This is a genomic window from Puerhibacterium puerhi (genome assembly GCF_009846865.1).
Taxonomy (GTDB): domain Bacteria; phylum Actinomycetota; class Actinomycetes; order Actinomycetales; family Cellulomonadaceae; genus Puerhibacterium; species Puerhibacterium puerhi.
This window is the reverse complement of the sequence record NZ_WUWN01000001.1, coordinates 290,668-313,162: the sequence shown is the minus strand read 5'-3', so window position 1 is coordinate 313,162 and position 22,495 is coordinate 290,668. Positions and strand designations below refer to the sequence as shown.

The window sequence follows — 22,495 nt, the reverse complement described above, 5'->3', positions numbered from 1 at the left end:
GCGAGGACAGTGCCAACCGTGACCTCGAACCCCACCACCACCATGACGGCCCCGACCGCCACCACGACCCGGACGGCGGCGCGGCGCCGCCGCCCGGTGCAGGCGCCCCGGCTCAGTCGCGCCGCCTACGCGAGCACCGCGGTCGTCGCCTTCGTCGTGCTCGTCGCCGTCTGGTGGCTGCTCACGGCGCTCGGGACCGTCAAGCCGATCTTCCTGCCGTCTCCGGCGGCGGTCGCCCAGGCCGTGCTCGAGCAGGCGACCAACGGACAGCTCTGGGGCGACCTCGGGGCCAGCGTGTACCGGGTCATGGCCGGCTACCTGCTCGCCGTGGTCATGGCGCTGCCGCTGGGCGTGCTGACGGGGGCCCTGCCGCGAGTCGAGGCGGCGCTCGAGCCGCTGATGGACTTCATCCGGTACATGCCGGTGGTCGCCTTCGTCCCGCTGACGATCATCTGGGTCGGCACGGGGGACGCGCAGAAGTTCCTCATCATCTGGCTCGGCACGTTCTTCCAGCTGGTGCTGATGGTCTCCGACGCCGTCCGCACGGTGCCCGTGGCCTACCAGAACCTCGGCGCCACCCTGGGGCTGAGCCGGATGCAGATCCTGCTGCGCATCGTCTTCCTGGCCTCCGCGCCGCGCGTCTGGGACGCCCTGCGCATCTGTCTCGGGTGGGCCTGGACCTGGGTCGTCGTCGCCGAGCTCGTGGCGGCCACCACGGGCATGGGCTACCGGATCACCGTCGGGCAGCGGTACCTCGCGACCGACCTGATCATCGGCTACGTGATCGTGCTGGGGGCGCTCGGACTGATCTTCGACCAGATCATGCGCCGTGCCGGCCAGGCGATCTTCCGTTACGAGAGGAGCGCGCGATGAGCGTCGCGGTGGCACAGAAGGTCCGCATCGAGGGCGTCACCAAGCGGTTCGGCGCCGTGGACGCGCTCAACGGCATCGACCTGACGCTCGGCGACAACGAGTTCGTGTCGGTCGTGGGCGCGTCCGGCTGCGGGAAGAGCACGCTGCTGTCCATCATCGCCGGGCTCGAGGACCCGACGTCGGGCACCGTGACGATGGACGGCCACGACGTGCTCGGTCCCGGCCGCGACCGTGGTGTGGTCTTCCAGCAGGCCACGCTGCTCCCGTGGCTGACGGCTCGGGGCAACGTGGAGTTCGCGCTCCGGGGCGAGGGGCTGTCGGCCGGCGAGCGCCGCACCCGCGCCCAGGAGGCGCTCGAGCAGGTCGGGCTCGCGGGGTTCGGCGACGCCTACCCGTCGCAGCTCTCCGGCGGCATGCAGCAACGCGTCGCGCTGGCCCGCTCGCTGTCCTACGGGCCGTCCGTGCTGCTGATGGACGAGCCGTTCGGAGCGCTCGACGCGCTGACCCGCCGCACGATGCAGGAGTGGCTGACCGAGGTGTGGGAGCACCACCGGATGACGGTCATGCTGATCACCCATGACATCGAGGAGGCGGTCTACACGTCGGACCGCGTGGTCGTGATGAGCCCGCGCCCCGGCCGCATCCGGCAGGAGTTCGACATCGACCTGCCGCGCCCGCGACACCCGGAGATGATCGCGACGCCGGAGTTCCAGCACGTCGTGCGGGAGATCCTCGCGCTCATCCACCAGGGGGACGTGGACTGACCGACCACGCCCGGGGCATGGACCGCTCCGGATGCACCTCGCCGACCAGGCCCGGCACCGCCCCGGTGCCGGGCCCTGGTCGTTCTGCGCTCCGCGCAGCAGCGGGCACCCGCCGGCGCGCCCGCGGCGTGTCCGCCGGGGGCGCCTCGTACCGTGCCTCCTACCGTGCTCGCGTGGGCGGTCCGGGCCGCGACCGACGCCCGGGCCCGAGAGGGGGACCGACCGGTGGACGTCTCGTTCAAGGCCGTGGTGCTCGACGCCGCGGGCCGTGTGCTCGTGGGGAGGAACCCGCGCGACGAGTGGGAGCTGCTCGGCGGTCGCGCCGACCCGGGCGACCCGGACCCGCACGCCACGATCGCTCGTGAGCTCGCCGAGGAGGCCGGCATCGCCGTCCGCATCGGCGAGCTGGTGGACATCTGGTACTACGACGTCCCCGGCGCGGGGAGGGTCGCGGTGGCCAGCTACCTGGCGCACCTGGACGGGGACGCGGAGCTCGTGACGAGCGACGAGCACGCGCAGCTGCGCTTCTTCTCCGTCGACGAGGTGGCCGGCCTCGACATGCCCGCCGGGTACACCAGGACGATCCTCGCCGCCGCGCGCCTCGCGAGCGGCGAGCGCCCCGGCGCGATCGAACCCCTGTCCGGGCCGGGGTGGGGGCCCCTAGCATCGGCCGGATGACGGACCCCACGCCCTACCTGAAGCTCCCGGGCACCGCCCGCGAGGCCCTGACCTTCTACGGCGAGGTCTTCGGCTGCGCGGTGCGGCTGCACACCCTCGCCGAGCTCGGCCGGGACGACGGCCCGGCCGACGCCGTCGGCCACGGCTACCTGGTCGACGGGCCGGTCGCCCTCTTCGCCGCTGACGCGACGGGCGACGAGCCGGCGTTCCGGAGCGAGGGCATGATGCTCGCGCTGCTCGGCACGGCGCCGCCCGCCACGCTGCGCGCGTGGTTCTCGGGTCTCGCGCGGGGCGGCCGGGTCGTGGACGACCTGCAGGCGCGGCCGTGGGGAGCCTCCGACGGGCAGGTCGTCGACCGCTACGGCGTGCACTGGCTCGTCGGGTTCGAGGGCGGGGACGCCGACTGACGGCGGCCATCCGCCGCCGGCGACCGCCCGCGCGGGCGAGCCGCGCCCCGGCTCATGCCAGCCGGGGGCTGGGCTCCGCGGCGGCGGCGTCCGCGGGCGCCGTCCGCTCCAGCGCCTCGATCAGCGAGCGCGCATCGTGCGGGCCCGTGTGGCGGACGCCGTTGACGAACAGCGTGGGCACGGCGGTGATGTCCATGGCCTCGGCGTCGAGCATGTCGTCGCGGACCCGGGCGGCGACCGCCGGCGAGGTCAGGTCCTTCTCGAACTGCTCGAGATCCAGCCCGAGCTCCTCCGCCCGCCGCAGGATGTCGGCCGGCTGCTGGTGCTCCTGGTCCGCGAAGAGCGCGCGCTCGAACTCGAAGAACCGGCCCTGCAGGGCCGCCGCCTCCGAGGCCTCCGCCGCGGCGACGGCGTTGGGGTGGAAGCGCACCAGCGGCGCGTGCCGCCACACGTACCGCAGCCGGCCGCCGAGCTCGTCGACGACCTCCTGGATCGTGCCGGCGGTCTTGAGGCAGAAGCCGCACTGGAAGTCGCCGTACTCCACCAGGGTGAGCGGGGCGTCCGGCGGGCCGTAGACGTGGTCGCGCTCCAGGTCGACGGGTCGCTCCAGGACGCTGCCGGGCTCGTGGTCCGGCACCCTCGGCTCGGCCGCGCGGAACGTCACCGTGGCCAGCGCGAACGCCAGCACCGAGGCGAGCAGCACGCCCACCCGCGCCTCGTTCTGCACCGCCGGGTCGTCGATCGCCAGGTCCACGATGAACAGCGACAGCGTGAACCCGACGCCGCACAGGGCCGCGCCGCCGGCGAGGCGCCCGGTCGTCAGGCCGGGGCCCAGCTCGCCGAGGCGCATCACGCGCAGCAGCGTCGTCGAGCCGAGCACACCGACGAGCTTGCCGACCACCAGGCCGACGACGACGCCCCAGGTCACCGGGGACGTCGCGGCCGCGGCCAGGACCGCGGGCGAGACCTCGACGCCCGCGTTGGCGAGCGCGAACACGGGCAGGATCACGAAGGCGACGTACGGGGCGTACGCGGACGGCAGCCGCTCGTTGACGGAGATCGACTCGCGCAGGGAGTTGGCCGCCGCCCGCGCGTACTGGCTGCTGGGGGACTGCCGGAAGGTGCGGGCCAGCGCCAGCGCGTGCTCCACGTCGCGCCGGCTCGGGCGGTACACCGGGACCAGCAGCGCGACGGCGACGCCGGCGAGCGTCGGGTGCACCCCGGAGGCGAGGAAGGCGAGCCAGACGACGATCGCCAGCGTCGCGTAGATCGGGCCGCGCCCCGTGGGGACGTACCGCGTGCACCAGATCCCGGCCAGGCCCACCGCCGCGACCAGCAGCGGCAGGGGGTCGAAGTCCGCGGTGTAGACCAGCGCGATGATGCTCAGCGCACCGATGTCGTCGACGACGGCGAGCGCCAGGAGGAACACCCGCAGGCGCCCGCCGGCGCGCGGCCCGACCAGGGCCAGCCCGCTCACGAGGAACGCGGTGTCGGTGGAGATCACCACCCCCCAGGCGTGCTCCCACCCGGACCCGCTCGCGAGCAGCAGGTACAGCAGGCTCGGCACCGCCAGCCCGCACAGCGCGGCGACCATCGGCACGACCGCCCGCGACCAGCTGGTCAGCTCGCCGATCGCGAACTCGCGCCGCACCTCGAGGCCGACGGTGAAGAAGAAGATCGCCATCAGGGCGTCGTTGACCAGGGCGTGGAGCGTGACGTCCAGGCTCAGGTCGCCGCCGACACCGATCGTCAGGTGGGTGTCCCAGAACGCCTCGTAGGAGTCGTGGGCCGCGTTCGCCCACACGATCGCCAGCACCGTGCCGAGCACGAGCAGCAGCGCCCCCGCCCGGGGCGGGCCGATCTGGCGCACCAGGGCGGCGATCGACGGACCGCGCGCGGCGGCCGGGTCGGGGTGCTCCGGGTTCGGGGACTGCTCGATCACGACAGGCAACGACATGGGACTCCTCCGTCGGGGTGCCGCCAGGTGTGAGCGACAACACCGCGGCGCGCCCGTCGCTTCCTCGGGCTCGCGCCTCGGCGCGGCCGCGCGCTGTACGGTCGCCGTGTGGCGACCCGGTGGCACGGCGTGGCGGCCGTCTACGACCGCTCGTTCGGGCGGCTGTGCGCCGGGGCGGCCCCGGCGATGGTGCGGGGGCTGTCCGACGTGACGCCGGCGCGGGTGCTCGACGCCGGGACGGGCACCGGCACGCTTGCGGCGGCGCTGGCCGACGCCGGGCACCGGGTCACGGCCGTGGACGCCGAGCCCACCATGATCGAGCTCGCGGCGGTCCGCCGGCCCGACGTCACCTTCGTGCACGCCGCCCTGCCGGACCTGCCGTTCGCCGACGACGCCTTCGACGCCGCGGTCGCCGGCTTCGTCGTCAACCACGTCGAGCGGCCGCGCCGCGCGGTGCGGGAGCTCGCGCGGGTGGTGCGGCCTGGAGGAACGGTCCGGGTCAGCATCTGGCCCGGCGCGCCCGCGTCGCCCCTGAGCCTGCTGTGGGCAGCGGTCGTCGAGCGGTCCGGGGCCCGGCCGCCGGCCGGGACGCGGCTGCCGCCCGAGGACGACTTCGCCCGCGACGCCGAGGGCCTCGCGGGGCTGCTGACCGGGGCCGGGCTCGACGGCGCCACGGTGCGGAAGGTGTCCTGGACGTTCAGCATCGCCCCGGCCGACCTGTGGGCAGGCGTCGAGGCCGGGCTCGCCACGATCGGGCAGACCTACCGGGCCCAGGACGCGGCGACGCGGCGGGCGATGCGAGCGGCGTACGACGCCCTCACCGCCGACCGCCCGGGCGGTCTGCTCGCGCTGCCGTCGACCGCGCTCGTGGGGTCGGGGTCCGTGCCCGGGTAGACCGGGCCAGCCAGACCCGGTCAGCTGAGGCCCGGTCAGCTGAGGCCCCGGTCAGCGCCGGTCGCCGCGCAGCAGGCCGTAGACGCACAGGTCGTGCCGCCGGCCGGCGATCGGGTACGCCTCGCGGAGCGTCCCCTCCAGGGTGAACCCGAGCCGCTCGGCGACCGCACGGCTGCGGTGGTTGTCCGCCGCCGTCCGCAGCTCGACGCGGTGCGTCCCGTGGTCCTCGAACAGCGCGTGCACGAGCGTGCCGACCGCGCGCGTGATGATCCCGCGGCCCTGGTGGGCGGCGTCGATCCAGTAGCCGATCTCCGCGCGGGCCACCTCGGGCGCCAGGCGGGCGCCCGCCGCCCCGACGACGTGCCCGCGGTACCGGATCGCGGTGGGGATCGAGCGGCCCTCCGCCCACGCGCGGCGCCCCGCCCGCAGGTCGTCGGCCATCTCGGCGAGCGTGAGACCGTCGCGGGCGAGCTCCTCCCACGGCCGCAGGTGGTCGAGGTTCTCGAGGATCAGCCGGTGCAGGACCGGCGCGGCCCGCTCGTCCGCCAGCACCAGCTCGATGTCGTCGTCGACCCGCGCGGAGAAGTCCATCGTCGGAGCCTAGGGGAGCCGGCGCCGGGCTCCCGGCCCGGCCCGACCGCAGGTGAAGCGGGCCGGCTCCTCGTACGATCTCCCGGTGACCGCAGCATGGTTCGTGGCGGCGACCGAGCTCAGCGACGTAGGCCGCGAGGCGCGCGACGTCGCGTGGGACCGCACGCCCCTGGGAGCGCCCGAGACCTGGTCGACGGCGCTGCGTCACGTCGTGCAGCTGTGCTTCTCGACGCGGTTCCCGGTGATGCTCGTGTGGGGGCCGGACCTCACGCTCATCTACAACGACGCCTACCGCGACATCCTCGGCGAGGTGAAGCACCGGGCGGGGGCGCTCGGCGCGCCGGCGGCCGAGGTGTGGGCGGAGCTGTGGGACGAGGTCGGGCCGCTGTTCGACCACGTCCTGCGCACCGGCGAGCCGACCTGGACCGAGGACAAGGTCCTCTACTTCAACCGCTCCGGGTTCGTCGAGGAGGGCGTGTTCACCTTCTCCTACAGCCCGCTGCTGGACGACGACGGCAGCATCGCCGGCGTCCTCGACATCTCGACCGAGACGACGCAGCAGGTGCGCGCGGCCCGCCGCCTCGCGGTGCTCGACGAGCTGCACGTCGCCACCGGCGCGCACGTCGAGAGCATCCAGACGCTCGGCACGGCCGTGGTGAAGGTCCTGGACGCGAGCGTCGACGTGGCGAGGGCGGCGTTCTACGTCAAGGCCGACCACGGGTTCGACCTGCTCGCCGAGACGGCGGCGGCCACGCAGCCGGACGTCGAGCACGGCCTGGTGGGGGAGGCGGCGCACGGCGGCGAGCCGGTGGTGGCGGGCGCGACGGTCGTCACCCCGCTGCAGGGCGGCCGCCAGGGAGTCGTCGGGGCCCTGGTGCTCGAGGCGTCCCCGCGCCTGCCCCTGGGCGACGAGTACCTGCGGTTCCTCTCGGTCGTCGGCGCCACCGTCGCCTCCGGGCTGCGCAGCACGCTCGCCCAGCGGGAGGTGGTCGCGGCGCTGCGCGAGCGCGCGAACCGCCTGGAGCGGGAGGCCGCCCGAGAGCGCGCCACGTCGCTGGCCCTGCAGCAGGCGGTGCTCAGCACGCCCCCGGAGCCGGACCACCTGCAGCTCGCGGTGCGCTACCAGCCGGCCGCCGACGACCTGAAGATCGGCGGCGACTGGTACGACGCCTTCGTCACCCGCGACGGCGCCACGGTGCTGGTGATCGGCGACGTCGTCGGGCACGACCTGTACGCGGCCGTCACGATGAGCCAGATCCGCGGCCTGGTCCGCGCGCTCGCCTACGACCACGACGGGACGCCGGCCGAGGTCCTGCGCCGAGTCGACGACGCCGTGCAGGGGCTGAGCCTGGGGGTGGACGCCCTGTCCACGGTGATCGTCGCGCGCATCGAGCAGGTCGCCGACGAGCGCAGCGTGCGGACGCTGCGCTGGTCGTCGGCCGGTCACCCGCCGCCCGTCGTGGTGCGGGCCGACGGCGAGGTCGAGATCCTCTGGCGGCGCAACGACCTCCCGCTCGGCCTGGGCACGGAGCGGGCCCGGACCGACCACGCCGTCGAGATCGCCGTCGGCGACACCTTCATGCTCTACACGGACGGCCTCGTCGAGCAGCGCCGGGTGGGCCTCCAGGAGCGGCTGGTCGAGCTGACGCACGCGCTGGCCGGGGCGCACGAGCGCGACCTCGACCACTTGGCCGACTCCGTCCTGGGGCAGATGGTCCCGCACGCGGCCGACGACGACATCGCCATGGTGGCGGTGCGCCCGAGCGGCGCGGCGCCAGTCACGACCCTGGCGCCCGCGCCGGCCGACGACGGCGTCGAGGCGGAGTGCCGGCTCGCCGCGGAGCTGGCGTCGGTCGCCCAGGCGCGGCACTGGGTGCGTGCGCGGGCCGCGGAGCGCGGCGCGCCGGCGGCCGTGCTCGCGGCCGTGGAGATGGCGACGAGCGAGCTGGTGACCAACGCCGTGCGTCACGCGGTCAGCACGCGGACCATCGTGCTGCGGTTCCGCGGCGAGGGCCCGGCGATCCGGGTCGAGGTGTGCGACCGCGACACCGCCGGGCCGCAGCCGCGCTCGGGACGCGCCGGGCTGCCCGGCGGGCACGGGCTGCACATCGTCGACCGGGTCTCGCGCGCCTGGGGCTGGCACGCCACCCCGGGCGGCGGCAAGGTCGTGTGGGCGTCGTTCGGCTGGTGAGCCGAGGATCACCCGTTTCGGGGGACCCCGCCCGCCCCGGCCTCCGGCCAGGCTCAAACCGACGACGAACTTCGGCGGCGCTGCGGCGCGGCCGAGGTCCTGGCAGCGTCGCCGGGACATGCGAAGGCCCCTGGCCCTCCTCGACGAGGGACCCGGGGCCTTCGCCCGTCCGCAGCCGGCCCCCGTCGCCGGCCCGAGCGGCGCGCGGCGGACGTAGCGTCGGCGGGGTGAGCCCCGACGAGCCCCGGCAGGCGGCGCGCGCGCAGCGGCTCCGGCTCGCCGTCGAGCGGGACGGGCCGCGGTGCGTGTGGTGCGGGCGCGCGTTCGCCCCGCTCGTGCCCCCGACGCGCGACCACCTCGTGCCGCGGGCCCGCGGCGGCCCGTCGTGGCTGGAGAACGAGGTCCCGGCGTGCCGGCGCTGCAACTCCGAGCGCGGGCACCGCGGCGTCGTCGAGTGGCTCGAGGAGTGCGAGCGGCGCGGCTGGCGCCCGGACGAGGCCGCTGTCGTCCGGGCGCTCGACGCCCTGGACCGCGCGATCGCAGAGCGGGGCGGGCAGCGCCGGGCCCGCGCCTACGTCGCGGCGCAGCGGCGCCGGCTGGAGCGCCGGCGGGCGGGGCCGGCGGCGTACGGGGGCTGAGGCGCCGCCGTCGGCGACCACCGGCCGCGGCCGGCGCCACGTCACGCGCCGCGCGGCGTCGCCGCCCGGGCGTACCGGGCGGCGAGCGCGGCGAACGCGTCGGACAGCTCCGGCGGGCTCACCGCCTCGATCTCGGCGTCGAAGCGGCCCAGCCACGCCGCCAGCGCCGGCCACGACCAGGACCCGGCCAGCACGCGGCTGCGGCCGGGGCCGACCGCCTCGACGACGGCGTCGCCGGCGAACGGCGCGACCTCGGCCGCGGGCAGCGCCAGCACGGCCTCGCCCCGGCACGGCCAGCCGCCGCCGGCGTCGCCCGGGCCGCCCCGGAACCGCTCCGCCACGAAGGCGCCGACGTCCCCGCCCGGGACCTCCCGCCGGGCGAAGCGCGGCCCGGTCGGCGTGCGCGGCGTGACGCGGTCGGCACGGAAGGTGCGCCAGTCGTCGCGGTCGAGGTCCCAGGCGACGAGGTACCACAGGCCGCCGCGCGTCACCAGGTGGTGCGGCTCGACCCGGCGCGGCGGCCCGCCGGCCGGCGCCCCGGCGCCCGCGTGGTCGAACCGCAGCACCTCCCGGCGGTCGATCGCCGCGGTCAGCGCGAGCAGCGTGGCGGGCTCGACGGCGGCGCTCGCCGCCGGCCCGGCGGGCAGCACCGCGAACCGCAGCGCGTCCAGCCGGTGGCGCAGCCGCGCGGGCAGCACCTGCCGCATGGTGGCCAGGGCGCCGGCGGCGGCCTCGCCGAGGCCGCCGGCGGCGCCGGCCTGCGTGCGCAGGGCGACGGCGAGCGCCACGGCCTGCTCGTCGTCGAACAGCAGCGGCGGCAGCTCGGCGCCGGCGTCGAGCCGATACCCGCCGTCGGGCCCCTTGACCGCCCGGACGCGGTAGCCCAGCGCGCGCAGGCGGTCGACGTCGCGGCGCAGCGTGCGCGGGCTGACCCCGAGCCGCTCGGCCAGCGCGGCACCGGGCCAGTCGCGGGGCGTCTGCAGCAGGGACAGCAGCCGCAGCAGCCGGGAGGTCGCGTCGGTCATGTCCCGAGCCTAGGCACGGTAGCGGCCACGATCTGACCGCTTCTGCTGGGAGCGTGGCGTCAGCGCCGGGGACGTCCGGCGTCCGGACGGCCGCGCGCGACCGCGCAGGCCCGAGCACGAGGAGCACACCCATGTCCGTCACCGTCACCCCTCACCTCAACTTCCGCGGCGACGCCCGCGCGGCCCTGGAGTTCTACCGGTCCGTGTTCGGCGGCGAGCTCGCGGTCATCACGTACCAGGACGCCGGGGCCGTCACCGACCCCGCCGCCGCCGACCAGGTCATGTGGGGCCAGGTCGCCTCGGAGGCCGGCTTCCGCGTGATGGCCTACGACGTGCCGGCCGCGACGGCCTGGGAGCCGGGCGTCATCCCATTCTTCGCCTCCGTGCGGGGAGCGGACGCCGCGGAGATCTCCCGCTACTGGGAGCGGCTCGCCGACGGCGCCACCGTCGTCGCGCCGCTGGCCCCGTCCGCCTGGGCACCGCTGTACGGGATGCTCACCGACCGCTTCGGCGTGACGTGGGTGCTCGACGTCGAGGCCTCCTGGTCCTGACGGCCGGGCTGCCGGAGCACTCCGCCGGCGCCACCCGCCGGGCCGCCACAGCGGCGGCCCGGCGGGTGGAATCCCGAACCGGTACAGAGCCGTGACCGGCGCGATCATTGACGCCGCGGGACCGGGGAACCTACGGTGCGCAGATCCGCTGTATCGGTTCACTCCTGGGAGGGGCGATGGCGGAGCACCCCGCTGACGTGGTGCCCACGCTGGAGCTGCGTGGCGTGCGCAAGGCGTTCGGACCGGTGGTCGCCCTGCGGTCCGGCACGCTCGTCGTCGCGCCCGGCTCCATCCACGCCCTGGTGGGGGAGAACGGTGCGGGCAAGTCGACCCTCGTGAAGATCGTGGCCGGGGTGTACCGGCGCGACGGCGGCGAGCTGCTGCTCGACGGGCGGCCCGTCGACTTCGGCTCGACGGCGGAGTCCAAGGCGCACGGCGTGGCGGTGATATACCAGGAGCCCACGCTCTTCCCCGACCTGTCGGTCACCGAGAACATCTTCATGGGCCGCCACCCGCTCGGCGCCCTGCGCCGGATCGACCGCGCCGCGATGTACGCCGAGGCGGCCCGGCTCTTCGAGCGCCTCGGGGTGCGCATCGACCCCCGCCGCAAGGCCGAGGGCCTGTCGATCGCCGACCAGCAGATCATCGAGATCGCCAAGGCCATCTCCCTCGACGCGCGCCTGCTGATCATGGACGAGCCGACCGCGGCGCTCAGCGGCGTCGAGGTCGAGCGCCTGTTCGCCGTCGCCCGCAGCCTGCGCGACGAGGGCCGGGCGCTGGTGTTCATCTCCCACCGGTTCGACGAGGTGTTCGCGCTGTGCGACACGGTCACCGTGATGCGCGACGGCGAGTACGTCGCCACGCACCCGACCGCCAGCACGTCGGTGGACCGGATCGTCGCGGCGATGGTGGGGCGGGACGTCGCCGAGCTGTTCCCCAAGACGCCCGCCGCGCTCGGGGACCCGGTGCTCGAGGTGCAGGGGCTGACCTCGGCCGGGGTGTTCCAGGACGTGTCCTTCACCGTCCGGGCCGGCGAGATCGTCGGCCTCGCCGGGCTGGTCGGGGCCGGGCGCAGCGAGATCGCCCGGGCCGTCTTCGGCGTCGACCGCTACGACGCCGGGTCGGTGCGCCTGGCCGGCAAACCCGTGCCGCCCGGCAGCCCGCGCGCGGCCATCGAGGCCGGCATGGCGTTCGTGCCCGAGGACCGCCGCCGCCAGGGCCTGGTGATCGACGCGTCCGTGTCCCGCAACGTCGCCGGGGTGATCCGCGGGAGCCTGGCCCGGCTGGGCCTGCTCACGGCGCGCGCCGAGAACGCCGCCGCCGCGCCGTGGGCCTCGCGGCTCGAGGTCAAGACGGGCGCGCTCGACATGCACGCGACCACGATGAGCGGCGGCAACCAGCAGAAGGTGGTCATCGCCAAGTGGCTGGCCACCGAGCCGCGGCTGCTGATCATCGACGAGCCCACCCGCGGGATCGACGTCGGCACCAAGGCGGAGGTCCACCGGCTGCTGTCGGAGCTGGCCGGGCGCGGGATCGCCATCCTCATGATCTCGTCCGAGCTGCCCGAGGTGCTCGGCATGGCCGACCGGGTGCTCGTCGTGGCGGAGGGGCGCATCACGGCCGACCTGGCGCGCGAGGAGGCCACCCCCGAGGCGGTCATGCTCGCCGCGACGCAGCACCCGGGGCACCACGCGGCCGGGCTGCAGGGGCACCGGCCGTCCGACGTCGCACCCACGGAGGCCGCGTCATGAGCCAGCCCCTGCGGCACGACGAGGGCGCCGAGGCGTCGACCTCCGAGGCGCTGCTCGTCGAGCCCAGCAGGCTCTCGCGCGGACGCCGGGTGCTGGGGGTGGTGCTGCGCTCGCGCGAGCTGTCGATCTTCCTCGTGCTGGTCGCCGTCGTCGTCGCCGCCACCGCCCGCAACAGCGGCTTCCTGTTCAGCGCCGACGGCTGGCGCAACTTCCTGCTCAACCCCTCGATCCTGCTGCTGCTCGCCGTCGGGCAGGCCACGGTGATCATCACCCGCAACGTCGACCTGTCCGTCGGCTCGGTGATGGCCCTGACGGCCTACCTCACCGGGCGGCTGTTCATCGACGTGCCCGGCATCCCGGTCGTCGTCGTCTTCGCCGCCGGCCTGGCCGCCGGGGCGCTGCTCGGGCTCGTCAACGGCGTGCTCGTCTCGCTCGCCCGGGTGCCGTCGCTCGTCATCACCCTGGGCACGCTGTACGCCTACCGCGGCATCATGCTGACCTGGGCCGGCAGCGAGCGGATCAACGCCGGCGACCTGCCGGCCGGGTTCCTCGCGCTGGCCAACCGGTCGGTGCTGACCGTCCCGGTGCTCACGCTCGTGGCGCTGGCCGTGCTCGCCGTCGTCGGCTACTACCTGTACACCGCCCGCGGCGGGCGGGAGCTGTACGCCATCGGGTCGGACCCCGACGCCGCGCTGCTGTACGGCCTGGGCGTCCGGCGCCGCGTGATGGCCGCGTTCGTGCTCAGCGGGGCGCTCGCCGGGCTCGCCGGCGTGGTGTACACGGCCCGCTACGGCACGGTGAGCTCGAGCGTCGGCTCCGGGTTCGAGCTGCAGGCGGTGGCCGCCGTCGTCATCGGCGGCGTGGCCATCTTCGGCGGCAGCGGCACCGTGTGGGGCGCCGCGATCGGCGCGTTCCTGCTGGTGACCATCAACCGGGCGCTGCCGAGCCTCGGCATCGCCGACTTCTGGCAGCGCGCCGTGTGGGGCGCCCTGATCCTGGGCGCGATCGTGCTGGACCGCGTGCTGGCGGCACGCCAGGCGCGCAGGCTCGTCCGAGCGAGGGACGTCGCATGAGCAGCACCCCGACCCGGGCCTACGCCCCCTACTCGCAGCCGCTGTGGAAGCGGGTGTTGCTGACCCGCGAGTCCGCGATCATCGCGCTGACCGTCGTGGTCATCTGCTGGGCGCTCGCCGCCGTGCCGAACTTCGACGGCCCGCTCACCCTGAAGTACCTGCTGCAGGACACCGCGCCGATCCTGCTCATCGCGCTGCCGATGACGCTGGTCATCATCACCGGGGAGATCGACCTGTCGGTGGCGAGCATCGTGGGGCTCAGCAGCGTGCTGCTCGGCGTGCTGCACCAGGGCGGGATGTCGGTCCCCGCCGCCGGCGCCGTCGCGCTGCTGGTCGGGGCCGCCTGCGGCACGCTCAACGGCGTCCTCGTGGCGTACGTGGGCCTGCCGTCGCTGGCCGTGACGATCGGCACGCTGGCGCTCTTCCGCGGCGTCGCCGTCGGGCTGCTGGGGACCACCGCCGTGACCGACTTCCCCGAGGCCTGGACCGACCTGGCCACCGGCACCGTGGGGGAGAGCAGCGTCCCGCTCGTCATGGTCCCGTTCGCGGCGCTGGTCGTCGTGTTCACGCTGCTGCTGCACTTCTCCCCGTTCGGCCGCGGCGTCTACGACATCGGCCTGAACGGGGAGGCCGCCCGGTTCAGCGGGGTGCACGTGGCGCGCACGAAGCTCGTGCTGTTCGTCCTGTCCGGGGTGGTGTCGGCGTTCGCGGGCCTGTACTTCACGCTGCGGTTCGGCAGCGCCCGCGGCGACAACGCCACCGGCCTGGAGCTGCAGGTGATCGCCGCGGTGCTGCTCGGCGGGGTGTCGATCTTCGGCGGCCGCGGCCGGCTGCACGGCGTGCTCGCGGGCGTCGTGCTCATCGGCGTGATCGCCAGCGCGCTGCGGCTCGAGGGCGTGACCGTCAACGTCACTAACATCGTCATCGGGGTGCTGCTGATCGTCTCGGTCGTCTCCGGCGCCCTGGTGGCCTACGTGTCGGGTCGGCTCCGACGTCCGAGGCCCGGGTCCTCCGCGGAGGCGCCCGAGACCTCGTCCCGGCGCGCGGCGTCCGCCGGCGCCTGACTCAGGCGAGAGGGAGAACGATGAAGTTCCACACCCAGCGCAGCGCGGCGCTCGTCGCCGTGACGCTCAGCGCCGCCCTGACCCTGGCCGCCTGCGGTGGCGGGGACGACGGCGGTGGCGGCGGGGGCGAGGCCACGGGGGCGGGCGGCGGCCAGAGCGGCGGCGACCTGACCCTGACGATGCTCCCGAAGAACCTCGGCAACCCGTACTTCGACGTCAGCACGGCCGGGGCGGAGGAGGCGGCCGGGGAGCTGGGCGCGTCCATCGAGCAGGTCGGGCCCGAGCAGGCCAGCCCGGACGCCCAGGTGCAGTACATCAACACCGCCGCCCAGCAGGGCGTCGGCGGCCTGATCGTCTCGGCGAACGACCCGACGGCGATCTGCGACGCGATCGACGAGGCGCGCGACGCCGGGACGAAGGTGGTCACCTTCGACTCCGACACGAGCCCCGACTGCCGCGACCTGTTCGTCAACCAGGCCACGGCCGAGGGCATCGCGTCCAAGCAGCTCGAGCTCATCTCCGAGCAGATCGGCGGCGAGGGCGAGATCGCCATCCTGTCCGCCAGCGCCAACGCGACCAACCAGAACGCCTGGATCGCGATGATGGAGGACGAGCTGAAGAACAACCCCGACTACGCGAACATCCAGCTCGTCGACACCGTGTACGGCGACGACGAGGACCAGAAGTCCTTCGACGAGACCGAGGCGCTGCTGCAGAACCACCCGAACCTCAAGGGCATCGTCTCGCCCACCACGGTGGGCATCGCCGCCGCCGCCCGGTACCTGCAGAACTCGCAGTACAAGGGCAAGGTCGCCCTGACGGGGCTGGGCACCCCCAACCAGATGCGGCCGTACGTCGAGGACGGCACGGTCACGTCGTTCGCCCTGTGGAACCCGGGCGACCTGGGCTACCTCGCCACCTACGCCACGGCGGCGCTGGTCAACGGCGAGATCACGGGCAAGGAGGGCGACACGTTCGAGGCCGGCAAGCTCGGGGAGTACACCGTGGGGCCGGACGGCGTCGTGGTCCTCGGCGACCCGTTCGTGTTCGACAAGGACAACATCGGCGACTTCGACTTCTGAACCCGCCAGTGGGCACAGGGCACGCCGGCCGTTCCGGAGAACGGCCGGCGTGCCCTGTGCCCACAACGGTCGTCGGGGCGGCTCAGTCGGGGCGGCTCAGTGCCGCACCGGGTCCACGACGAGCGCCGCGCCGCCGCCGCGACGCTGCGGCTCGGCGACGGCGGTGAGAAGCCCGTCCGGGCCGATCTCGATCGCCGTGGCCGCGCCGATCTCCGCCGCGCTGGAGAAGGCGTCGCCGGACGCCTCGAGCGTGTGCCCGTACGCCTCGAGCGCCGGCCCGTAGGCCTCGATGAAGGCCGGCTCGGCCGTCACCGTCGCGGTGTTGCGCTGCGCGGCCCGCGGCGCGGCGAGCGCCTCGCCGATCGGCATGCCCCGGTCGATCCGGTTCGTCAGCGTCTGCAGCACCGTGGTGATGATCGTCGAGCCGCCGGGGGAGCCCAGCGCGAGCACCGGCGCGCCGTCCTGCATCACGAGCGTGGGCGAGATCGACGACCGGGGCCGCTTGCCCGGCTCGATCCGGTTGGGGTCGGCCTCGTCCCACACCGCGGTGAAGTCCGTCAGCTCGTTGTTCAGCAGGAACCCGCGGCCGGGCACCACGATGCCGGAGCCGCCCGTCTGCTCGATGGTGAGCGTGTACTCCACGACGTCGCCGGAGGCGTCGACGACGGTGAGGTTCGTCGTCGAGACGTTCTCGGTGTCCGGGTCCTCGACCGGCGCGGCCGCCGTGCACGGCTCGCCGTCGGCGGTGAGGTCGCCCGGCGGCAGCGGCTTGGGCAGCGCCTTCGCGGGGTCGATCAGGCAGGCGCGCTCGGCGGCGTACTCGTCGGACAGCAGCGTCTTGAGCGGGACGTCGACGTAGGCCGGGTCGCCGACGGCGGCGCCCCGGTCGGCGAAGGCCAGCGCGCTGGCCTCGAGGTAGTGGTGCAGGTACTCGGCGTCGGACATCCCGGCGAGGTCGAAGCGCTCGAGGATGTTCAGCGCCTCGCCGACGGTGGAGCCGCCGCTCGACGACGGCGCCATGCCGTAGACGTCCAGGCCCCGGTAGTCGACGCGGGTCGGCTCCCGCACCAGCGCCTCGTAGCCGGCCAGGTCCTCGAGCTCGAGGTAGCCGGGCGGCACGGGCAGGTCGGTGGCGGGGTCGGTGACCGGGTGCTGCACGGCGTCGACCATCTCCTGCGCCAGGCGGCCGCCGTAGAACGCCTCGACGCCGTGCTTGGCCAGCAGGCTGTAGGTGTCGGCCAGGTCCCGGTTGCGGAACACGCTGCCGACGGCCGGGGCGTCCCCGCCGGGCAGGAACAGCTCGGCGGTGGCGGGGAACGCCGCGAACCGCTCGGCGTTGTCGAGCGTCTGGCTGCGGAACGTCTCGTCGACGACGAACCCGCGCCGGGCCAGCTGCGTGGCGGGCCTGAGGGCCTCGGCGAGCGAGAGGGTGCCCCAGCGCTCGAGCGCCAGGTCCCACGTCGCGGGCGTGCCCGGCGTGCCGACCGACACGCCGCTGGTCACCAGCTCGGGGGTGAAGTTGTACGGCTCGCCGGTGGCCGGGTCGACGAACGCGTCGTGCGGCATCGCCTGCGGGGCGGTCTCGCGGCCGTCGATGGTCTCCACGACGCCGGTCTCGGCGTCGTAGTGCAGGAAGTACCCGCCGCCGCCGATCCCGGCGCTGTACGGCTCGGTGACGCCGAGCGCCGCGGCGGCGGCGACGGCGGCGTCGACGGCGTTGCCGCCGCGCCGCAGCACCTCCAGCCCGACGCGGCTGGCCTCGGGGTCGACGGTGCTGATCGCCCCGCCGGTGCCCACGGCCAGCGGGGAGGGTTCCTGCTGACGCGGGTCGGCGGCGGCGGGTGCGAGCGCGGGCACGGCGCCGGCGACCGCGAGGCCGGTCGCGACGAGGGCGGCGGCGAGCGGACGGGGTGACGGCCGGCGCCGGATGGAACGACGGTGGTCCATGGCACTCTCCTGAGGTCGGTGACGGGGTCCGGTGCCACCACCGTCACCCGGTCGGGCGACCCTCGCCCGGCGAACCTGCGAGGCCGGCGACTAGGCCGGCGAGGCGGCGGCGACCTGCCGGACCACCGCGGCGGCCACCTCGTCGGGCTGGGTCTCCGGCAGCCAGTGGTTCGCGTCGAGCGCGACGAACCGGTACGGCGCCCGCACGTGGCGCTCGGTCGCCTCCGCGGCCACCCGGCCCAGCGCCACGTCCTGCGCACCCCAGACGTACGTCGTCGGCACCTCGACGTCGCCCACGGGGGTGCGCGCCAGCGGCAGCGCCCGGTACCAGCCGAGGATCCCGCGCAGGGTGGCCGGGTCGCCCAGGCGGGCGGCGTAGCGCGCCGCGTCGGGCGCCGGCAGCCCGGTGCGCTCCAGGCCGGGCGCGAGCCAGCGGCCCAGGACCGCCTCGGGCACCGCGGGCAGCTGGAAGAACGCGACGTAGGCCGAGCGCAGCGCCTGGTCGGAGCGCGGCAGCGAGCGGGCCAGCGCGCGCGGGTGCGGCGTGGACAGGACGGTGAGGCTGCGCACCCGCTCGGGCGCCCACGCCGCCAGCGCCCACGCCACGTTGCCACCCCAGTCGTGCCCGACGACGTGCGCCAGGCCGAGGGCGCCCAGCAGCGCGCCGACGTCGGCGACGAGGTGCTCCAGCCGGTAGGCGGCCCGGGCGGCCGGCCGCGCGGCGGGAGAGTAGCCGCGCTGGTCGAGCGCGACCGTGCGCAGCCCGGCGTCGTGCAGCAGCCGGGCGACGCGTGACCAGGACGAGGAGTCCTCCGGGAAGCCGTGCAGCAGCACGACCGGCGGGCCGTCCGCGGGCCCGGCGTCGTGCACGGCGAACGTGAGCCGGCCGCGGTGCAGGGTGGTCAAGCGCGGTGCGGTCATCGCCTCAGCGTCGCACCGGCCGCGCGCACCGGCCGCCTGTCGGCGCGGCCGCCACGCGCCGCCACAACGGTCAGTCGCTGACGGCGCCCGCCTCGACCGCGCGGATGCGGGCGCTCGCGGTGGCCATGTGGCTGCCCATGGCCGCCTCGGTCGCTGCCGGGTCGCGCGTGCGCATGGCCTCCAGCACCCGCCGGTGCTCCTCGTAGGCGGCCTCGGTGCTCTCGCGCGTGCGCACGCCGCGGTCCACCCACACCCGCAGCAGGGAGCGCATGCTCTGCAGCAGGTCGGCCAGCACCTCGTTGCGCGCCGACCGGGCGATCTGGACGTGGAAGCGGATGTCGGCGTCGATGAACGCCTCGGGGTCGTCGAGGTTGGCGGCCTGCTGCTCGAGGTAGTGCGTGAGCCGGTCCAGCTCCTCGTCCGTGGCGTGCTGAGTGGCCAGGACCGCTGCCGTGCACTCCAGCGAGGAGCGCACCTCGAGCAGCTCGCGGGTGCGGTCCGCGGCCAGCATGAGGCCCCAGCTCAGCGTCGTGGGCAGCAGGTCGGACGTGCCGCCCTGCAGGTAGGTCCCGGACCCGGGCCGCACGTGCACGATGCCGAGGATCTCGAGCGCGGCGAGGGCCTCCCGCACGGCCGAGCGGCCGACGCCGAGGCGCTCGGCGAGCAGCCGCTCGGAGGGCAGCCGCGAGCCCGGCGCGAGCTCGCCGTCGGTGAGCAGCTGGACGAGCTGACGCGCGACGACGGACGCGGGGGAGCCGCTGGGCACCGACTCGAGCTCGAGTCGGACGTTCAGCGGGTCGTCGTCCCTGAACACCGGCATGGCGGAAGCGTACCGGGCGCCCATGCTTTGAGAGGGCGATTGGTCAACCGGTTGACAAGTCCGGGGTCGCGCACCCAAGATCGGTGCCGCGCGCCACAGTCGTAGCGCTGAGTCCCGAGCAGCGTCGTTCACCTGAAGCAGGAGTCACCGTGGACATCCCCGCCCCCGGAGGCCGTCAGACCTCCGCCGTCGAGCAGTCGACGATCCGCAAGATCTCGCTCCGCATCGTGCCGTTCGTGGCCCTGATGTTCTTCATCAACTTCCTCGACCGCACCGCGATCGGCTTCGCCGCGCCGAACGGCCTCGAGGCCGACCTCGCGCTGAGCGCCGCCCAGTTCGGCTTCGCCTCGGGCGTGTTCTTCATCGGCTACATCCTGCTGGAGGTGCCCTCCAACCTGGCGCTGCACAGGTTCGGGGCCCGCGTCTGGCTGGCCCGGATCATGATCACCTGGGGCGTCGTCTCGCTGCTGTTCACGTGGGTGCAGAACTACCCGCAGCTGGTGGGCCTGCGCTTCCTGCTCGGCGTCGCCGAGGCCGGGTTCTTCCCCGGCGCGATCCTGTTCCTGTCGATGTGGGTCCCGGCCCGCCACCGCGGCAAGATGCTCGCGCTGTTCTACCTGGCCCAGCCGCTGACCAACGTCATCGGCTCCCCGCTGGCCGGCTGGCTCATGACCCACGACGCCGCCCTGGGCCTCGAGGGCTGGCGCTTCATGTTCCTGTGCGTCTCCGTCCCGGCCATCGTCGTCGGCGTGCTGACGCTCTTCGTGCTCAAGGACAAGCCCTCGCAGGTGAGCTGGCTGACCGCCGAGGAGAAGACCTGGCTCGAGACCGAGCTGGCCGCCGAGAACGCCGGCAAGGCGGGCAGCGACCACGCCAAGGGCGGCCTGAAGATCGCGTTCGGCAGCGGCCGCGTGTGGATGCTCGCGTTCGTGTACTTCGGCTTCATCTACGGCCTGTACGCCCTGAGCTTCTTCCTGCCGACGATCATCGACGGCTTCCAGGAGCAGTTCGGCACCACCTTCGACCTGTTCGAGAAGGGCCTGGTCACGGCGATCCCGTACGTGCCCGCGGCGATCGTGCTGTGGTTCTGGTCCCGCGACGCCTCGCGCCGCGGCCTGCGCACCTGGCACATCGTGATCCCCGCCGTCGCCGGCGGCGTGAGCATCCCGGTCGCGCTGTTCATGGGGTCGCCCGCCGCCACCATCGCCGTGGTGGCCGTCACCGCCTGCGCCATCTTCGCGGCCCTGCCGAACTTCTGGACCGTGCCCACCCGGTTCCTCACCGGCGCCGCCGCCGCGGCGGGCGTGGCGCTGATCAACACCCTCGGCAACCTGGCCGGCTTCGCCGCCCCGTACGTCACCGGCGCCGTGAGCGACTGGACGGGCGGCTACCAGGCGCCCATGTTCATCGTCGGCTTCTTCATGCTGCTGTCCGCCGTGCTGATGGCCGTGCTGGCCCGCCGCGGCCGTGCCGACGACCCCACGGCCGGCCCGGCGCAGGAGGAGCACGTCCCCGCGGAGGTCCGGGCATGACGCGCCTGTTCAACGACCCGGCGCAGTTCGCCGACGAGATGGTCGACGGGTTCGTCGCCGCCAACGGCCGCTGGGTGCGGCGCGTGCACGGCGGCGTCGCCCGGGCCACGACGTCGGCCCCCGGGACCGTCGCCCTCGTGATCGGCGGTGGCTCGGGCCACTACCCGGCCTTCGGCGGCCTCGTGGGCCACGGCCTCGCGGCCGGCGCCGCGATGGGCAACCTCTTCGCCAGCCCGTCGGCGCAGCAGGTCACCGCGGTGGCCAAGGCGAGCCACCACGGCGGCGGCGTGCTGCTGTCCTACGGCAACTACGCCGGCGACGTGCTGAACTTCGACGCCGCCCAGCGCGCGCTGGAGGCCGAGGGCATCGCGGTGCGCACGGTCCGGGTGACCGACGACGTCGCCAGCGCCGGGGTGGACGAGCGGCACAAGCGCCGCGGCATCGCCGGGGATCTGTGCGTCTTCAAGACCGCCGGCGCGGCGGCCGAGCAGGGCCGCAGCCTCGACGAGGTCGCCGCCGTCGCCGAGCGCGCCAACGAGCGCACCCGGTCGTTCGGCGTGGCCTTCTCCGGCTGCTCGCTGCCGGGCGCCGACGAGCCGCTGTTCACCGTGCCCGAGGGGCGCATGGCCGTGGGCATGGGCATCCACGGCGAGCGCGGCATCGACGAGACCGACGTGCCCAGCGCGGACGAGCTCGCCGAGCTGCTGGTCGGCCGCCTCCTGGACGAGGTGCCCGACGGCGTCGAGGTGCCCGGCGCGCACGTCGTGCCGATCCTCAACGGCCTGGGCTCGGTGAAGTACGAGGAGCTCTTCGTCGTCTTCCGCCGGGTGCAGCAGCTGCTCGAGGCGGCCGGCGTGGTCGTCGTCGAGCCCGAGGTCGGCGAGCTGGTCACCAGCTTCGACATGGCCGGCGTCTCCCTGACGCTGTTCTGGCCGGACGCCGAGCTCGAGGAGCTGTGGGCGGCACCCGCCGACGCCCCGGCCTACCGCAAGGGCGCCGCCGCGCCGGCCGAGCGCGTCGACGCCGAGACCCTCGCCGCGGACGCCGCGACGCCGATCCCGCCGGCGTCGGACGCCTCGCGCGAGGCCGCCGCCCGGGTCGCCGCGGCGATCGCCGCCGCGCGCGCCACCATCGACGAGCACGTCGACGAGCTGGGCCGGATCGACGCCGTCGCCGGCGACGGCGACCACGGCATCGGCATGCAGCGCGGCGTCCACGCCGCCGACGCCGCCACCGCCGACGCCCTGGCGCGCGGCGCCGGGGCGGGCACCGTGCTGACCGTGGCCGGCGACGCCTGGTCGGACAAGGCCGGCGGCACCTCCGGGGCCCTGTGGGGCGCCGCGCTGGCGGCGCTCGGCCGCGTCGTCGGGGACGACGAGCAGCCCGACGCCGCAACCGTCGCCCGCGGCGTGCACGCCGCCACCGAGGCGATCGGAGCGTTCGGCGCCACGGTGGGCGACAAGACCATGGTCGACGCCCTGGTGCCGTTCGACACCACCCTGACCGCCCGCGTCGAGGCCGGCGACGACCTCGTCGCCGCCTGGACCGCCGCCGCCGCCGCGGCCCGTGCGGCCGCCGACGGCACGGCGGACCTGCTGCCGCGGATGGGCCGCGCCCGCACCCACGCCGAGCACGCCGTCGGCACGCCCGACGCCGGTGCCGTGTCGTTCGCGCTCGTCACCGCCGCGGTGCTGGACACGCTCGCCGTCCCGGCCTGAGCGGCGCCCGCAGCAGTC

20 protein-coding genes are annotated in these 22,495 nt (G+C 75.0%); 14 read left to right on the top strand and 6 right to left on the bottom strand.

Going from position 1 to position 22,495, the window contains the following annotated elements; translation table 11 throughout:
• Positions 1–18: 18 nt before the first annotated feature.
• The 4 genes from GSF02_RS01475 (at position 19) to GSF02_RS01460 (ending at position 2,722) form a co-directional block, all read left to right on the top strand.
• The gene (locus tag GSF02_RS01475; RefSeq protein ID WP_235915289.1) at positions 19–873 is read left to right on the top strand and encodes an ABC transporter permease; all 855 of its coding nucleotides are present in this window, start codon (positions 19–21) and stop codon (positions 871–873) included.
• Positions 870–1,637, top strand: coding sequence for an ABC transporter ATP-binding protein (locus tag GSF02_RS01470; protein ID WP_159791992.1), 768 nt, complete (start codon positions 870–872; stop codon positions 1,635–1,637). Before GSF02_RS01475 ends, GSF02_RS01470 begins: the two co-directional genes overlap by 4 nt.
• A gap of 225 nt (positions 1,638–1,862) precedes the next feature.
• A complete protein-coding gene (locus GSF02_RS01465; RefSeq protein ID WP_159791990.1) occupies positions 1,863–2,315 on the top strand; it encodes an NUDIX domain-containing protein in 453 nt (150 codons plus the stop codon).
• Entirely contained in the window at positions 2,312–2,722 is a 411-nt protein-coding gene (locus tag GSF02_RS01460) for a VOC family protein (RefSeq protein WP_159791988.1), read from the top strand. Before GSF02_RS01465 ends, GSF02_RS01460 begins: the two co-directional genes overlap by 4 nt.
• A 52-nt stretch (positions 2,723–2,774) precedes the next feature.
• Here GSF02_RS01460 and nhaA read toward each other — a convergent pair whose 3' ends face one another.
• Positions 2,775–4,679 carry a Na+/H+ antiporter NhaA gene (gene nhaA / locus GSF02_RS01455; protein ID WP_159791986.1) on the bottom strand — a complete coding sequence of 635 codons (1,905 nt, stop codon included), beginning with the start codon at positions 4,677–4,679 and terminating at the stop codon, positions 2,775–2,777.
• Between the two features lie 108 nt (positions 4,680–4,787).
• Here nhaA and GSF02_RS01450 point away from each other — a divergent pair, with 108 nt between their 5' ends.
• Entirely contained in the window at positions 4,788–5,573 is a 786-nt protein-coding gene (locus GSF02_RS01450) for a class I SAM-dependent methyltransferase (RefSeq protein ID WP_159791984.1), read from the top strand.
• 51 nt (positions 5,574–5,624) lie between these two features.
• Here the strand turns inward: GSF02_RS01450 and GSF02_RS01445 are convergent, their stop codons facing one another.
• The gene (locus GSF02_RS01445) at positions 5,625–6,164 is read right to left on the bottom strand and encodes a GNAT family N-acetyltransferase (RefSeq protein ID WP_159791982.1); all 540 of its coding nucleotides are present in this window, start codon (positions 6,162–6,164) and stop codon (positions 5,625–5,627) included.
• Positions 6,165–6,249: 85 nt separating this feature from the next.
• On the opposite strand from GSF02_RS01445, the gene GSF02_RS01440 reads away from it, so the two are divergent.
• Together GSF02_RS01440 and GSF02_RS01435 are read left to right on the top strand one after the other, a co-directional pair.
• Positions 6,250–8,355, top strand: coding sequence for a SpoIIE family protein phosphatase (locus tag GSF02_RS01440; RefSeq protein WP_159791980.1), 2,106 nt, complete (start codon positions 6,250–6,252; stop codon positions 8,353–8,355).
• A 227-nt stretch (positions 8,356–8,582) separates the two neighbouring features.
• Positions 8,583–8,993, top strand: a complete 411-nt coding sequence (locus tag GSF02_RS01435; protein WP_159791978.1) for an HNH endonuclease — start codon at positions 8,583–8,585, stop codon at positions 8,991–8,993.
• Between the two features lie 41 nt (positions 8,994–9,034).
• On the opposite strand, the gene GSF02_RS01430 is transcribed toward GSF02_RS01435, so the two are convergent.
• The gene (locus tag GSF02_RS01430) at positions 9,035–10,018 is read right to left on the bottom strand and encodes a helix-turn-helix transcriptional regulator (protein ID WP_159791976.1); all 984 of its coding nucleotides are present in this window, start codon (positions 10,016–10,018) and stop codon (positions 9,035–9,037) included.
• Positions 10,019–10,149: 131 nt separating this feature from the next.
• On the opposite strand from GSF02_RS01430, the gene GSF02_RS01425 reads away from it, so the two are divergent.
• From GSF02_RS01425 to rhaS, 5 genes are all read left to right on the top strand, one after another.
• Complete coding sequence (locus tag GSF02_RS01425) at positions 10,150–10,569, top strand: VOC family protein (RefSeq protein WP_159791974.1); 420 nt, start codon at positions 10,150–10,152, stop codon at positions 10,567–10,569.
• Between the two features lie 176 nt (positions 10,570–10,745).
• Positions 10,746–12,320, top strand: a complete 1,575-nt coding sequence (locus GSF02_RS01420; RefSeq protein ID WP_159791972.1) for a sugar ABC transporter ATP-binding protein — start codon at positions 10,746–10,748, stop codon at positions 12,318–12,320.
• On the top strand, positions 12,317–13,393 hold the full coding sequence (locus tag GSF02_RS01415) for an ABC transporter permease (protein ID WP_159791970.1): 1,077 nt from the start codon (positions 12,317–12,319) through the stop codon (positions 13,391–13,393). Before GSF02_RS01420 ends, GSF02_RS01415 begins: the two co-directional genes overlap by 4 nt.
• Entirely contained in the window at positions 13,390–14,457 is a 1,068-nt protein-coding gene (locus GSF02_RS01410; RefSeq protein WP_159791968.1) for an ABC transporter permease, read from the top strand. Before GSF02_RS01415 ends, GSF02_RS01410 begins: the two co-directional genes overlap by 4 nt.
• 20 nt (positions 14,458–14,477) lie before the next feature.
• Positions 14,478–15,539, top strand: a complete 1,062-nt coding sequence (gene rhaS, locus GSF02_RS01405; protein WP_159791966.1) for a rhamnose ABC transporter substrate-binding protein — start codon at positions 14,478–14,480, stop codon at positions 15,537–15,539.
• A 96-nt stretch (positions 15,540–15,635) separates the two neighbouring features.
• On the opposite strand, the gene ggt is transcribed toward rhaS, so the two are convergent.
• The 3 genes from ggt to GSF02_RS01390 form a co-directional block, all read right to left on the bottom strand.
• Entirely contained in the window at positions 15,636–17,486 is a 1,851-nt protein-coding gene (gene ggt, locus GSF02_RS01400) for a gamma-glutamyltransferase (protein ID WP_159791964.1), read from the bottom strand.
• 90 nt (positions 17,487–17,576) lie between these two features.
• Positions 17,577–18,407 carry an alpha/beta fold hydrolase gene (locus GSF02_RS01395; RefSeq protein WP_159791962.1) on the bottom strand — a complete coding sequence of 277 codons (831 nt, stop codon included), beginning with the start codon at positions 18,405–18,407 and terminating at the stop codon, positions 17,577–17,579.
• A 70-nt stretch (positions 18,408–18,477) separates the two neighbouring features.
• The gene (locus GSF02_RS01390; protein WP_159791960.1) at positions 18,478–19,227 is read right to left on the bottom strand and encodes a FadR/GntR family transcriptional regulator; all 750 of its coding nucleotides are present in this window, start codon (positions 19,225–19,227) and stop codon (positions 18,478–18,480) included.
• A 149-nt stretch (positions 19,228–19,376) separates the two neighbouring features.
• Between GSF02_RS01390 and GSF02_RS01385 the strand changes: the two genes are divergently transcribed.
• Positions 19,377–20,759 (top strand): MFS transporter, encoded by a 1,383-nt coding sequence (locus GSF02_RS01385; protein WP_159791958.1) that lies wholly within the window; start codon positions 19,377–19,379, stop codon positions 20,757–20,759.
• Positions 20,756–22,477, top strand: coding sequence for a dihydroxyacetone kinase family protein (locus GSF02_RS01380; RefSeq protein ID WP_159791956.1), 1,722 nt, complete (start codon positions 20,756–20,758; stop codon positions 22,475–22,477). Before GSF02_RS01385 ends, GSF02_RS01380 begins: the two co-directional genes overlap by 4 nt.
• Positions 22,478–22,495 lie beyond the last annotated feature (18 nt).

What these genes read in the sequence shown, in the direction of transcription:
- GSF02_RS01470 (WP_159791992.1), top strand. Translation starts at nt 870, where the DNA reads ATGAGCGTCGCGGTGGCACAGAAGGTCCGCATCGAGGGCGTCACCAAG.
- GSF02_RS01460 (WP_159791988.1), top strand. Translation starts at nt 2,312, where the DNA reads ATGACGGACCCCACGCCCTACCTGAAGCTCCCGGGCACCGCCCGCGAG.
- nhaA (WP_159791986.1), bottom strand. Translation starts at nt 4,679, where the DNA reads ATGTCGTTGCCTGTCGTGATCGAGCAGTCCCCGAACCCGGAGCACCCC.
- GSF02_RS01445 (WP_159791982.1), bottom strand. Translation starts at nt 6,164, where the DNA reads ATGGACTTCTCCGCGCGGGTCGACGACGACATCGAGCTGGTGCTGGCG.
- GSF02_RS01430 (WP_159791976.1), bottom strand. Translation starts at nt 10,018, where the DNA reads ATGACCGACGCGACCTCCCGGCTGCTGCGGCTGCTGTCCCTGCTGCAG.
- GSF02_RS01425 (WP_159791974.1), top strand. Translation starts at nt 10,150, where the DNA reads ATGTCCGTCACCGTCACCCCTCACCTCAACTTCCGCGGCGACGCCCGC.
- GSF02_RS01420 (WP_159791972.1), top strand. Translation starts at nt 10,746, where the DNA reads ATGGCGGAGCACCCCGCTGACGTGGTGCCCACGCTGGAGCTGCGTGGC.
- GSF02_RS01415 (WP_159791970.1), top strand. Translation starts at nt 12,317, where the DNA reads ATGAGCCAGCCCCTGCGGCACGACGAGGGCGCCGAGGCGTCGACCTCC.
- GSF02_RS01410 (WP_159791968.1), top strand. Translation starts at nt 13,390, where the DNA reads ATGAGCAGCACCCCGACCCGGGCCTACGCCCCCTACTCGCAGCCGCTG.
- rhaS (WP_159791966.1), top strand. Translation starts at nt 14,478, where the DNA reads ATGAAGTTCCACACCCAGCGCAGCGCGGCGCTCGTCGCCGTGACGCTC.
- ggt (WP_159791964.1), bottom strand. Translation starts at nt 17,486, where the DNA reads ATGGACCACCGTCGTTCCATCCGGCGCCGGCCGTCACCCCGTCCGCTC.
- GSF02_RS01395 (WP_159791962.1), bottom strand. Translation starts at nt 18,407, where the DNA reads ATGACCGCACCGCGCTTGACCACCCTGCACCGCGGCCGGCTCACGTTC.
- GSF02_RS01390 (WP_159791960.1), bottom strand. Translation starts at nt 19,227, where the DNA reads ATGCCGGTGTTCAGGGACGACGACCCGCTGAACGTCCGACTCGAGCTC.
- GSF02_RS01380 (WP_159791956.1), top strand. Translation starts at nt 20,756, where the DNA reads ATGACGCGCCTGTTCAACGACCCGGCGCAGTTCGCCGACGAGATGGTC.